At 63.1% G+C, this 14,699-nt stretch carries 2 protein-coding genes; both read left to right on the top strand.

The genetic code is table 11. The features are described 5' to 3' along the window. Nucleotides 1–98 precede the first annotated feature (98 nt). Nucleotides 99–2,594 (top strand): TonB-dependent siderophore receptor, encoded by a 2,496-nt coding sequence (locus L9B60_RS02830; protein ID WP_249676011.1) that lies wholly within the window; start codon nt 99–101, stop codon nt 2,592–2,594. Between the two features lie 207 nt (nt 2,595–2,801). Continuing rightward, a complete protein-coding gene (locus tag L9B60_RS02825; protein WP_249676008.1) occupies nt 2,802–14,654 on the top strand; it encodes a non-ribosomal peptide synthetase in 11,853 nt (3,950 codons plus the stop codon). Nucleotides 14,655–14,699 lie beyond the last annotated feature (45 nt).

Below are 14,699 nucleotides of genomic sequence, written 5' to 3'. Positions count from 1 at the left end.
AACGCTGGCGTAGGTGGCGACGTAGATCGCAGGAGGGCAGGCTCAGCCTGCCCCCACCACGCCAACCATATTCAAACCATTAATAACAGGGCAGCACAATGAGATCTGGGGATCGGCAAGGGCATCGCAAGAAGACTTCACTGCACAAGGGCGCAGGCATCATTTGCCTATCGGCAGCGTTGCTGTCGTTAGGCAATACGGCGTTTGCAAAACCTGTGAAGGTTGATATTCCCAAGCAGCCGCTGGACAGCGCCCTGCGCGAGTTCGGCCAGCAGACCGGCTTGCAGGTGATTTACTCTGCCGACCTGATCCGCAATGCCCAGTCTTCCAGAGTCTCCGGCAACCTTGAGTCCGAAACGGCCCTGCAGTTACTGCTCGACGGTACGGGCTACAGCTTCCGCATCGAGAACGGCACGGTCATCCTCGAGGCGGCGGCGGCCGTCGACACCGGCATCACGCTGCAGTCCACGGCCATCACCAGCCAGGGCATGGGCGAGATGACCGAGAACAGCGGCTCCTACACCACCGGTGCCGTGAGCGTTGGCTCCAAGACCCCAACCAGCCTGCGTGACACCCCGCAGTCGGTGTCGGTATTGACCAGCCAATTGCTTGAAGACCGCAGTGTCACCAGCTTGCAGGACGCGCTCAAGTACGCGCCGGGCGTGACGGTGCAAAAAACCACCAGTGATACCTACGAGTTCTATTCGCGTGGGTTCAACATCGACAGTATCCAGATCGACGGCGCCGCGCCGATGGCACTGTCGTCCGTGGCCACCAGCTTCTATTCGCGCCGGTTGTACAACCTGGTTGAGTTCGACCACGTCGAAGTACTGCGCGGCTCGGGCGCCCTGTTCGGTGGTGTGGGTGACCCAGGCGGCGTGATCAACCTGGTACGAAAGCGCCCCCTGTCCGATTTCCAATTGAAGTTCGAGGCGGCGGCTGGCTCCTGGGACAACTATCGCTCGCAGGTTGACCTGACCGGGCCGTTGACCGACAGCGGCAACGTGCGCGGCCGCTTGGTGACGGCCTATACCGACCGCCAATACTTCACCGACAAACTGGCCACACAGAAGCCGACCGTTTACGGTGTGGTGGAAGTCGACTTGACCCCCCAGACCATGCTGACCTTGGGCGGCATGTATGAAAGCACCCACTCCAACTCTTCGCTGGGGCTGCCGCGCTACACCACCGGCGCCGATATCGGCCTGCCACGTCACACCAACCTGGGCCAGAACTGGTCCTACATGGACAATATCTCGCAAGAGATTTTCACCAAGGTCGACCACTACTTTGATAACGACTGGAAACTGAACGTTTCCTACACCAATACCCGTGACTCCGGCAGGGCGCTGGCAGCCGTGTCCGGTAACGCGGTGAACCCCGTGACCCTGGCCGGGCCGGTCTGGCGCGCCAGCTATAACGTGTACTCCACCGAGCAAGACCTGGTGGACAGCAACCTCTCTGGCAAATTCGAAGCCTTTGGCCGCGAGCATGAGTTTGTGCTGGGTGGCGACTACCAGCGCGTGACCAGCCGCTGGCAGGGCTCTGGGGTATTCACCGGTACCGGCGTGCCGATCGACGTATTCGACCCCGGCTACTGGAAACCTACCTCGATCTCCCTGGCAACCCCGCGCGACTACAGCCCCAACACCCAAGAGCAGTACGGTATGTACACCCGGCTGTCGCTGCAACTGGCCGACCCCTTCAAGTTCATCCTGGGTGGGCGCCTGGCGCGTTATCACTTCGAGCAAACCTACACCAACGCCGGGGTAGTGCAGAGCGACATCGACATGCGCGAGCCGACGCGGTTCGTGCCGTACTTTGGGGCCATCTACGACCTTGATGAGCAGTGGTCGCTGTATGGCAGCTACTCGAAAATCTTCAAACCCCAGCAAAGCTACCTCAAAGGGCCGATCGGCAGTAACGATGTGCTTGATCCGCTGGTGGGCAATACTTCCGAAGTCGGTATCAAGGGCGAGTTGTTCGATGGCCGCCTGAACACCAGCCTGGGCGTGTTCTACACCAAGCGTAAAAATGGCGCGGTGCAAGACACCAATTACCCGCAGGCATCGGTGCTATACGGCGGCAGCTGCTGCTACGTCAACCAGGGCGAGGTCGTCAGCAAGGGCTTCGAGTTGCAAGCCTCGGGCGAGATCATGAAAGACTGGATGCTGATGTCCAGCTATGTGTACAACTACAACAAGAACGAGTCCGACAGCACGGCCTTGAGCACTATTACCCCCAAACACCAGTTCAAGGTGTGGACCACCTACCAACTGCCGGGCGTGCTGCAGGACTGGACCGTGGGCGGTGGTGTCGACCTGCAGAGCGCCACCTACGTCAGCGGTACCACCTCGCAGGTCGATGGCAACGGTACCGTGGTGCAAACCAATATCCCCTTCGACTACAAGCAAAGCGGTTATGCGGTGTGGGATGCCTTGCTGAAATATCGCGTGGATGACCATTGGACCGTGTCGCTCAATGCCAACAACCTGTTCGATAAAACCTATTATCAGACTGTGTCCAGCGCCGCCAACGGCAACTTCTATGGCGACCCTCGCAACTACATGCTGACCCTGCGCGGCGAGTTCTGACCAAGGCGTTGCCCCGCGTGGCAATGCACTACCTGCAGGAGCGGTTTGCACCGCTCCTGCAGTCACGTCGCGGCCTATCGCGGCGGCTCTGCCCACTCGCCAGCCCCCGGCGAGTCGCCTGCCCAGGGCGTCTAAATTTCCCGCCTGGCCTTTCGTTTCTTGGTGAAGTTCCCATTCCTTCGCCACTCGAGACGAGGCAGATTACCGATGTCTTCCACCCCCCTGACTGACAATGATTTATTGGCGCTGTTGCTGGCAGACGACAAGGACGATCCAACGATCATTCGCAGCCTGGGGCGGCCATTGACGTGTCAGGCTTCGTTCGCCCAACAACGCCTTTGGGTGTTGCAACAGATTGACCCTGCCAGTTGCGCCTACAACCTGGCGCGGGCACTGCACCTTAAGGGCGATTTGCAGGCCCAGGCTTTACAGGCCGCGCTGGGTAAGGTGATCGACCGGCACGAGATCCTGCGCACGGCGTTCAAGGAGGTTGACGGCAAGCCCGTCCAATCGGTCGTCGCCGATGCGCAACCTGCCTTGCACTGTGAAGACCTGAGCGAGGTTCCCGAGCATCAGCGCCAAGCTCGATTGGCGCAACGTCTACGGCAAGAGTCGCAGCACGCCTTTGACTTGAGCCAGGCACCGCTGCTGCGGTGCGTGCTGTTTCGCCTGGGCGCGGATGAGCATGTGTTGTTCCTGAACATGCACCACATCGTTTCCGATGCCTGGTCCAACCCCATTCTGCTGCGCGACCTGATGAGCGCCTACGCCCAGGCCCTGACAGGCGATACGAGCGAGTTGGCGCCCTTACCGGTGCAGTACGCCGACTACGCGCACTGGCAGCGCCATATCTACCCCGATAGCCCCGACTATGCGCGTGCGCAGGCCTACTGGCAGGATTACTTGCGCGGTGACATCGCGCCCCTGGCACTGCCGACGGACCACCCCGGCGTGGCGGGAAGCGGGCAGGCGGCCTTTCATCGCGTTTCGCTGCCACCGGCATTGGTTGCGCAGTTGCATGAGCAATGCACGGCGTTGGGCCTTACCCCCTTTGCCTTCGTGCTGGGGGCCTGGCAATTGCTACTGGCGCGCTACAGTGGCCAGCCGGACTTTTGCATCGGGGTGCCCAATGCGGCGCGCAACCGCGGGCAAATACAGGAACTGGTCGGCTACTTCGTCAACACCCAGCTCTATCGCGTCCAAGTGGACGGGGCTCAGTCTGGCCTTGAGTTTTTACATGCCCTGCGGCGGCACTCGCTGGCGATGCTGGAACATGCCGATTGGCCTATCGAGTTGCTCGACCAACAAAGCCATGGCGCCGCGGGCAACACGCAGTTCCACACGGTGTTCAACTGGCGCGTGGACGGCGATGAGGCGTCGGCGCTGCGCCTGGGTGACCTGGCCGTCGAGTTTTTACCGACCGGTGCGCAGCAGGCAAAGTTTGCCCTGTCCCTTGACGTAGACTACGCGCCACAGGCCATTGATGCGGTGCTGGAATACGACTCGGCACAGTTCGCTGCCCCGACCGTTGCGCGGCTGAGCGGGCACTGGCTCAACCTGTTGGCCAGCCTGGTGCAGGCGCCACGGCAATGCCTGGCAGACCTGACGATGCTCAGCCCGCAAGACCAGCACCAGGCCATTGCCCAGTGGAACCCCGCCAGCACCCGCCATGCCAGCGAGTCATGCCTTCACCAACTGATCGAGGCGCAGGCCGCCAAGGCGCCTGGGGCCGTGGCCTTGATCGTTGGCCAGCAGCGCATGACTTACCAGGCCCTCAACCAGCACGCCAACCGCCTGGCCCGCAAATTGCGCGAACGCGGCGTAGGGCCGGAGGTGCGGGTGGGGCTGGCGGTGGAACGCGGCCTGGAGATGGTGGTGGGGCTGCTGGCGATTCTCAAGGCCGGTGGCGCCTATGTGCCGCTAGACCCTGAGTACCCGCAAGAGCGCCTGGCCTACATGCTGGAGGACAGCGGTATTACCTTGATCCTGACCCAGGCTGGCGTACGACAATTGCTACCACAGGCCGAAGGTGTTCAAAGCGTTGACATTGACCTTGAGCAAGGCCTCGAGGGCTACGCCAGCTCCGACTTGCCCAGCGTGACCCGCCCCGACAACCTGGCTTACGTGATCTATACCTCCGGTTCTACCGGCAAACCCAAGGGCACCCTGTTGCCCCATCAGAATGTCATCCGCCTGTTCCAGGCAACCCAAGGCCAGTTCCAGTTCGACGAGAGCGACGTGTGGAGCGTGTTTCACTCCTACGCCTTCGACTTCTCTGTGTGGGAGTTGTTTGGCGCACTGCTGCATGGGGGCAGCGCAGTGATCGTGCCCCGGGATGTGGCGCGCTCGCCAGAGGAGTTCCATGCCTTGCTGGTGCGCGAGCGGGTAACCGTATTGAACCAGACGCCCTCGGCGTTCAACCCACTGATCCCGATCGCCTGTGATCCGGGCAAGGCGCAGCAAGCCCTGGCCTTGCGCTACGTGATCTTCGGTGGTGAGGCCCTGGTCGTTGGCAACCTGGCACCGTGGTTCGAACGCTTTGGCGATCGGCAGCCGCAATTGATCAACATGTACGGCATCACCGAAACCACGGTTCACGTGACCTTCAGGGCCTTGAGCGAGGCTGACCTGGCGCAGCCGGCCGTGAGCCCCATTGGCGAGGTGATCACGGACCTGTCCTGGTACCTGGTGGACGGCGACTTCAACGTTGTCGCCCCGGGTTGCCAGGGCGAATTGCACGTTGGCCGAGCCGGCCTTGCACGGGGCTACCACCAGCGCCCGGCCTTGACGGCGGAGCGCTTCATTCCCGACCCCTTCGACACCAGTGAGCAGGGTGGTGGCCGCCTGTACCGCACCGGTGACCTGGCGCGTTACCGCACCGATGGCGTGATCGACTACCTGGGGCGTATCGACCACCAGGTGAAGATCCGAGGCTTTCGCATCGAGCTGGGCGAGATCGAGGTCAAGCTGCAGGCCCATGAGGCAATCGGCAAAGCGGTGGTGATCGATGTCGACGGGCCGGCTGGCAAGCAATTGGTCGCGTACCTGCTGGCCCATCCCGAACAGGCGGTCGACTCCGTGCAACAGGATGTCCTGCGCGGCAGCCTGCGCGAGCATTTGCGGGCGCAACTGCCGGACTATATGGTGCCGGCGCACCTGATGTTCGTCGATGCCTTGCCGCTGACGGCCAATGGCAAGCTGGACCGCAAGGTGCTGCCCCAACCCGTGGTCGGCTTGCAGGCAGGCTACGTGGCGCCGCAAGGTGAATGGGAGTTGCGCATCGCGGCAATCTGGGCTCAGGTGTTGAACGTGGAGCAGGTCGGGCGTCACGACCATTTCTTTGAGTTGGGTGGCCATTCGCTACTGGCCACCCAAGTGGTGTCCCGCGTGCGCGAGGCGCTCGACATAGAGCTTGCGTTGCGCACGTTGTTCGAAACCCCGGTGCTGGCCGATTTCGCGGCCTTGGCCGGGCAGGGCCGGGCTGACAACGCGCCGGCTTTGGAGCCCGTCGATCGCGGGCAACCGCTGGCGCTTTCGTACGCCCAGCACCGGCAATGGTTCTTGTGGCAATTGGAGCCGGATAACGCCGCCTACAACATCCCGGCGGCACTCCGGCTGCAAGGCCAGTTGAACATTGCCGCGCTGGGCAAGAGCTTCGAAGCCTTGATCGCCCGCCATGAAACCTTGCGCACCACGTTCCAGGTCGAGCAAGGGCGGGCGGTGCAGGTTATCCATGCACCCACCGCCTTTACCGTGCACGCCGAGCCGCTCGAAGCCGGCGAAGGCCACCTGGAGACCCGCCTAAAGGGGCTGATCGAAGCCGAGACCCAGCGGCCGTTCGACCTGGAGCAGGGCCCGTTGTTGCGGGTGAAGTTGTTGCGCCTGGCGGTCGATGACCATGTATTGATCCTGACCTTGCACCACATCGTCACCGATGGTTGGTCGATGCCTATTCTGGTAGACGAACTGGAGCAGGTTTACACCGCCCTGTGCGGCGGCCAAGTGGCGCAATTGCCGCCCCTGGCGGTGCAGTACGCGGACTATGCGGTGTGGCAGCGCCAGTGGATGGAGGCCGGCGAGCAGCAGCGACAGTTGGCCTACTGGACCGCGCAGTTGGGGGGCGAGCAGCCGGTGCTGGAACTGCCCACCGACTACCCGCGGCCTGCCGTGCAAAGCTTTGCCGGTGCCCACCTTGCCATCGAGCTGGACAGCACGCTGGCCCATGGGCTCAAGCGCCTGGCCAAGCAGCACGACGTGACGGTATTCATGGTGCTGCTGGCCAGCTTCCAGGCATTGTTGCAGCGCTACACCGGGCAACGCGATATCCGTATCGGCGTGCCCATCGCCAACCGCAATCGGGCACAGGTCGAGGGTTTGATCGGCTTCTTCGTCAACACCCAGGTGCTCAAGGCCGAGTTCGATCCACAAACCACCTTCAGCCAGTTGCTGCAACAGGTCAGGGAGACGGCCCTGGCGGCCCAGGCGCATCAGGACTTGCCGTTCGAGCAATTGGTCGAGGCCCTGCAGCCTGAGCGCAGCTTGAGCCACAGCCCGTTGTTCCAGGTGATGTTCAACCACCAGACCGAGACAAGGGGAGGGCGCCACGCATTGCCGGGCCTGACCGTCCAGAACCTATCCTGGGACCGCCAGACCGCGCAGTTCGACCTGACCTTGAACACCTTCGAGCATGAGCAGGGCCTGGGGGCCTCGCTCAGCTACGCAACGGCCTTGTTCGACCCACAGACTATTCAGGCCCTGGCCAACAATTGGCGGGCGCTGCTGGCCGGTATCGTACGCGAGCCCCGGCAAGGGGTTACCCAGTTGCCTCTGCTCAGTGCACAAGAGCATGCGCGCCTCGTCCAGCATTGGAACCCAGCGCCCACCTGTCATGCGCCGCAGGGGTGCGTACACCAACTGATCGAGGCGCAGGCTGCGCGTACGCCACAGGCCATTGCCGTGACGTACAACGAGCAGCACCTGACTTACGAGCAGCTTAACCGGCGCGCCAATCAGTTGGCCCGCCAACTGCGAGAGCGGGGGGTAGGCCCGGATGTACTGGTGGGCATCGCGGTGGAGCGCAGCCTGGAGATGGTGGTGGGCTTGCTGGGCATACTGAAGGCCGGTGGCGCCTACGTGCCGCTGGATCCGCAATACCCCCGGGACCGCCTGGCATACATGATCCAGGACAGTGGCATCGAACTGTTGCTGACTCAGCCTCATGTGCTTTCACAGTTGCCCCTGCCGTCGTCGGTGCACAGCCTGTTGCTTGAGGAGGCCGGCCAGGGGCTGGAGGGCCACGGCGCAGAAAACCTGGACAACCTGACCCGGCCCGAGCACCTGGCCTATGTGATTTATACCTCGGGGTCCACTGGCAAGCCCAAGGGCACGTTGTTGCCCCACCACAACGTGATGCGCCTGTTTCAAGCAACGCAAGGCTGGTTCCAGTTCGGCGCGCAGGACGTATGGAGCGTGTTCCACTCCTACGCGTTCGACTTCTCGGTATGGGAGCTGTTTGGTGCGTTGTTGCATGGGGCGAGGGCGGTGATCGTACCGCAGGATGTGGCGCGCTCGCCCGAGGACTTCCATGCCCTGTTGGTTCGCCAGCAGGTCACGGTTCTCAACCAGACGCCGTCGGCGTTCAGGCAACTGATCCCCATCGCATGCCAGCCCGACAACGCCCAGGGCACCCTGGCGCTGCGCTATGTGGTATTCGGCGGTGAAGCGCTGGATATCGCCAGCCTGAAGCCCTGGTTCGAGCGGTTTGGCGATCGCCAACCACAATTGGTCAACATGTACGGCATTACCGAAACCACGGTGCACGTCACCTATCGCCCGCTGAGCCTGAACGACCTGCAACGCGAGGGTGTCAGCCCGATTGGCAAGGTCATCCCCGATCTGTCCTGGTACCTGTTGGACGCCAGCTTCAACCTGGCGATTGCCGGCAGCCATGCCGAGCTGCATGTCGGCCAGGCCGGGCTTGCCCGCGGCTACCACCGGCGCCCGGCCCTGACCGCCGAGCGTTTTGTCCCTGACCCCTTTGACCGCAGTGCCCAGGGCGGCGGGCGCCTCTACCGTACCGGTGACCTGGCACGCTATCGCGCCCAAGGCGCGATCGAATATGTCGGGCGCATCGATCACCAGGTGAAAATTCGCGGCTTTCGCATCGAACTGGGCGAGATCGAAGCTCGGCTGCAAGAGCAATCGGTGGTCAGCGAGGCCGTGGTGCTGGACGTCGATGGGCCGAGCGGCAAGCAGTTGGTGGCGTACCTGATCATCCACGGGCAGTGCCCTTCGGATGCCGCGCAGCAGAGCGAGTTGCGCCAAGGTATTCGCGAACATTTGCAGGCTAGCCTGCCCGACTACATGGTGCCGGCGCATCTGGTGTTCGTGGCCGCGTGGCCGCTGACGGCTAACGGCAAACTGGACCGCAAAGCCTTGCCCGCCCCAGACTCGGCGATCCTGCGCCAAGCCTACGTGGCGCCCAGGACGGCGTTGGAGCAGCGCATCGCGGCGATCTGGGCGGATGTACTCAAGCTCGATGACGTGGGCCTGACCGACAACTTCTTCGAACTGGGCGGCGATTCGATCATCTCGATTCAGGTGGTCAGCCGGGCGCGGCAGGCGGGTATACGCTTCACGCCCAAGGAGCTGTTCCAGCACCAGACCGTGCAAGGCCTGGCATCGGTGGCCAAGCAGGGGGAACTGGGCGGCTTGCAAATCGACCAGGGGCCGGTGGCCGGGCAGGCGTTGCTGTTACCTATTCATCAATATTTCTTCGACGAGCCCAACCCACAGCGCCACCACTTCAACCAGGCGTTGTTGCTCAAGCCGGGCCAGGCCTTGCAGGCGCAGCCACTTGAGCAGGCGTTGCAAGCCTTGATCAGCCATCACGACGCCCTGCGCCTGAGTTTCGCGCAGCCATCGGGCGAGCGCTGGGTGGGCCGATATCGCTCGCTGGCCGAGCAACGGCAGGCGTGGCAGCAACGGCCGTTTTTCGAGTGCGTGGCGGTGGCCGATACGCCAGCGCTGGAGGCCCTGTGCGAAGAGGCCCAGCGCAGCCTAGACCTGGAGCACGGGCCGTTGCTGCGTGCCGTGTTCGCCACCTTGCCCGATGGCAGCCAGCGGCTGTTGCTGGCCATTCACCACTTGGTGGTGGACGGGGTGTCGTGGCGTATTTTACTGGAGGACCTGCAAACGGCGTATGGCCAACTGCAGGCCGGGCAAGCCGTCCGCCTACCGGCCAAGACCAGCTCCACCCAAGCCTGGGCTGAACACTTGCAGGCGTATGCCAACAGCCCCAAGCTGCGCCAGGAGTTGCCTTACTGGCAGGGCCTGTTGACGGGGGGCGATGCGCGACTGCCGTGCGACAACCCTCAAGGTTCGCTGCACGGGGCGCACGTCGCGGTGGCCCACACCCGGTTGGGCGCCCACGACACTCGAGCGCTTTTGCAACAGGCTCCGGCGGCTTATCGCACGCAGGTCAACGACCTGTTGCTGACTGCACTGGCCCGAGTCATTGCCCGTTGGACAGGGCACGACCAGGTGTTGGTGCAACTGGAGGGCCATGGCCGCGAAGACCTGTTCGACAGCATCGACCTGACCCGTACCGTGGGTTGGTTCACCAGTGTGTTCCCGGTCAAGCTCAGCCCGGCGCCAACCCTGGCAAACTCGATCAAGCAGATCAAGGAACAACTGCGCGGCATCCCGGACAAGGGCATCGGTTTCGGCGCGTTGCGCTACCTGGCCGATGCACCGTCCAGGGAGCTGCTGGCAGCGTTGCCCGTGCCGCGGATCACCTTCAACTACCTGGGGCAGTTCGATGGCAGTTTTGCCGAGCAGGGTGGTGGCGATCAAGCACCGGGGTTCCTCGCGCCAGCGTCGGAAAGCTCGGGTGCCAGCCAGAGCAGCGAGGCGCCCTTGGCCAACTGGCTGTCGATCAACGGCCGGGTCTACGGAGGCGAACTGAGCCTGGGCTGGAGCTTTAGCCGCGAGATGTTCAAGCCAGAGACGGTGCAGCGCCTGGCAGACGAATTTGCCGCAGAGCTCAAGGCGCTGATCGAGCATTGCGCAAGCAACGAAGCGTGCGGCATTACCCCCTCGGACGTCCCGCTGGCAGGGCTTGACCAAGCCCAGTTGGACAGCCTGCCGGTGCCGGCGGCGCAGATCGAGGACATCTATCCGCTGTCGCCCATGCAGCAGGGCATACTGTTCCATGCCGCCGAAGACGACCAGGCAGACCTGTATATCAACCAGACCAGTGTGCCGGTCACGGGGCTGGATGCCCATCGCTTCATCGATGCCTGGAAGCAGGTGGTCAAGCAGCATGCGATTCTGCGTACCAGTTTTCACACCCAGGCGCCCTTGGGCGAGCCCGTGCAGTTGGTGCAGCGTGCGGCCGAGCTGGACATCCGCTTGCTCGACTGGTCGGGCCGAACCGCGTCCGACGAAGAACTGGCGCACCTGGTGCTGGAGGATCGTCGGCGCGGCTTTGACCTGGCCCAGGCGCCGCTGATGCGCTTGACTCTGGTACTGCTGGCGGGCCGGCAGCACCTGATCTGGACCAGCCACCACCTACTGATGGACGGTTGGAGTGCCTCGCGGCTGATCGGCGACGTGCTGGCGTGCTACTCGGGGTCGGCGATCGAGCCGCAAACCTGCCGCTATCGCGATTACATCGATTGGCTGCAGCGCCAGGACAGCGGCGCCGCCGAGGCCTTCTGGCGTTCCAAGCTGACCCTGGACGGTGGCGCCACGTTGCTGGCCAACGTACTGCCTGGCCCTGAGGAAAACCTGACGGGCCACGCGGCCCTTTATCTGAAATGGGACGAGGTGCAAACCCAAGGCCTGCAGGACTGCGCCCAACGCCTGCGGGTAACCCCCAACACCCTGATCCAAGCGGTTTGGTTGCTGCTGTTGCAACGCTACACCGGGCAAGACAGTGTGTGCTTCGGCGCCACCGTGGCCGGGCGCCCGGCGGATGTCATCGGCGCCGACAAGCTGCTTGGGTTGTTCATCAATACCATCCCAATCATCCAGAGCCCGGCTGCCCAGGCCAGCGTGGCCCAATGGCTGCAAACGCTGCAAACCTACAACTTGGAAGCACGCGATTTCGAGCACACCTCGCTGGCCGATATACAACGCTGGAGCGGTCGCAGCGGCTTGCCGCTGTTTGACAGCATCATCGTGTTCGAAAACTACCCGATCGATGACCGGCTTGCGCAGGGCGTTGGCGGCGAACTGAGTTTTGGCCGCGTCGAAACCCGCGATGTGACCAACTACGCCATGGACCTGGCCGTCAACCTGGGCAGAACCCTGAGCGTGGAGTTCCTTTATTTGCGCAACCGCTTCAGTGAAGGGGTGGTGGCGCAGATCATCGAGTCGTTTGAAACCCTGTTAAGCGCCATCCTGGACAATCCCCAGGCGTGCCTTGGCAACCTGCCGATGGTCGGGCAGGCCTTGGCGCAGGGGGGCGTAGCGACGCCGACAAGGGTGTCGGTCGCCGAGCTTATCGCCACGCAAGCCCGGCAATCGGCCCAGGCGATTGCCGTGACGTGCGCCGGGCAGCGCTTGAGCTACGCGGCACTTGAGGCGCGTGCCAACTGCTTGGCGCAGGCCTTGTTGGCGCGCGGCATTGGCCCGGAAAGCCGCGTGGGCGTGGCCCTGGAGCGCTCGGTGGAGACCATCGTGGCCTTCTACGCGGTGCTCAAGGCGGGAGCTGCCTATGTACCGCTGGACATCGATTACCCGCGCGAGCGCTTGGAATGGATCATCCGCGATTCTGGCATGACCCTGCTGCTAACCCATTCGGCGATCAGTGACCGTCTGCCGGGCACGGCCCATTCCCCGCGCCTGGAACTGGACCGCCTGGACCTTGCCGGTTACCCGGCAGGCGCCGTTCAAGTGCCGGTACTCGCGCAGAACCTGGCCTACATGATCTACACCTCCGGCTCCACCGGCCAACCCAAAGGGGTTGCCGTGAGCCACGGGCCTTTGAGCATGCACTGCCAGGCGATCGTGGAGCGTTATGGCATGGGTGGGCAAACCCGTGAGTTGCTGTTCATGTCGTTTGCCTTCGACGGTGCCCAGGAGCGGTGGTTGTCCACCCTGTTGGCCGGTGGCCAGGTGGTGATGCGCGACAGCCAATTGTGGACGGCCGAGCAAACGCTACAGGCATTGCATGAGCATGCCATCACCATCGCCTGCTTCCCGCCGGCCTATTTGCAGCAGTTGGCGGAATACGCCGCTACCCTGGACACCCCACCGCCGCCGGTACACACCTATTGCTTTGGCGGCGACGCGGTGGCCCAGGCCACCTTCGAACTGGTGAAGACCCACTTGAAGCCGCAGTACTTGACCAATGGTTACGGCCCGACCGAAACCGTGGTAACCCCGCTGTTGTGGAAAGTCGACGGCACGGGCGATTGTGGCGGGCCCATCGCGCCGATCGGCAGCGCGGTGGGCGCACGTGAGCTGTATGTGCTGGATGCTCACCTCAACCGGCTACCCGACGGCGTTGCCGGTGAGCTATACATCGGCGGCGAGGGCCTGGCCCGTGGATATCACCAGCGGCCCGGCCTGAGCGCCGAACGCTTCGTGGCAAGCCCCTTTGCCGAGGGTGGCCGGCTGTACCGCAGCGGTGACCTGGTGCGTCGTCGCGCCGACGGCGTGTACGACTATCTGGGGCGTCTGGACCAGCAAGTGAAAATTCGCGGTTTCCGCATTGAACTGGGTGAAATCGAAGCGCAATTGCGCGGCCAGGACAACGTGCGAGAGGCCGTGGTCGTGGTGATGGGGAACGCCGATGACAAGCGCCTGATTGGCTACGTCACCACCCAGTTTGCCAGCCCCGACACCCCCGAGGCCCTGCGCGAGGCATTGCGTGCCCGCCTGCCTGACTACATGGTGCCCACGCAGGTGGTGGTGCTTAAAGCGCTGCCACTTAACCCCAACGGCAAATTGGACCGCAAAGCCCTGCCAGACCCCGACTTCAACGAGCCGCTCGCGTGTTACGTGGCACCGCGCAACCTGTTCGAGGAGCAGTTGGCACAGATCTGGGCCGATGTGCTGGGCGTGGAGCGGGTGGGCGTCACGGATAACTTCTTTGAGCGCGGTGGGGATTCTTTGCGCAGCCTGCGGGTGGTTTCCCGGGTCAGAAGCCTTCAACGCGAAGGCTTCGAACTCAAGCTGCGCGACCTGATGAGCCGCCCGACCATTGCCGAACTTTCCGGCTACAGCGAGACGCCCGCGGGCACCCTGGACCCTCTGTTGCTGCTCAACCGCAAAGTGGCAGGCGCAACCCCGCTGTTTTGCCTGCATGCCGGTTTCGGCACGGTGTTCGACTACGAGCCGTTGGCCCGCCTGCTCGACGGCGAGCGAAGCGTTTATGGGGTGCAGTGCCGCATGCTGCTGGACCCTGCCTGGCAGGACGAATCGTTGCCGGCCATGGCTATTGACTATGCCCAGTACATTCGTCAGAAGCAGCCCTTTGGCCCTTACCGTTTGCTGGGGTGGTCATTGGGCGGCGTACTGGCCGTGCTGGTGGCCAGGGAGCTTGAGCAACAGGGGCAATCGGTCGAGTTCATCTCGCTGGTGGACAGCTACATTCCAGGCCAGGCTGCGCCGCAGGCCCAGGCGTTCGACTGGCGGCAAGAATTGCCGGGGTTCATTGACGTGATGGGCGCCGATGCCAGCGTCGTCCGGTTGCCCTCGGCGCTCGATGGGCCGAACGTTCCATCGCTTGCGCAACTGACGGCCTATTTTGCCACGCTGCCAGCGACCGCAATGGGGTTTGATGCCGAAGACCTGGCCCAGGCGTTTATCGTTGGCCTGCGCTTGCGCACCTTGTCATTGCAGGCGTTGCAGGTGCCACGCCTGCAGGCAACGGTAGCGTTCTGGTGGGCCTGCGCAACGAAGAACCCAGTGCTGGAAGGGTTTGAAAAGCAAGCGGCTGGCCACTGCACCAGTACCTGCGTGGACACCGACCACTACCGCATTCTCAAGCATCCGCAATTCTTGCAGGACGTCGGCCGCCGCCTGGCAGACAGCCTGTTGGTTCAATAACGCGTTCAAGTAAACGCAAAGCCAGTTGCTATTGGACTGGCTTTT

Source organism: Pseudomonas abieticivorans (genome assembly GCF_023509015.1).
GTDB classification, from domain to species: Bacteria; Pseudomonadota; Gammaproteobacteria; order Pseudomonadales; family Pseudomonadaceae; genus Aquipseudomonas; species Aquipseudomonas abieticivorans.
Note: the sequence above shows the minus strand (reverse complement) of the source record. Positions and strands in the feature narration are given on the sequence as shown.

Coding starts and splice junctions, on each gene's coding strand:
- L9B60_RS02825 (WP_249676008.1), top strand. CDS start 2,802: ATGTCTTCCACCCCCCTGACTGACAATGATTTATTGGCGCTGTTGCTG.
- L9B60_RS02830 (WP_249676011.1), top strand. CDS start 99: ATGAGATCTGGGGATCGGCAAGGGCATCGCAAGAAGACTTCACTGCAC.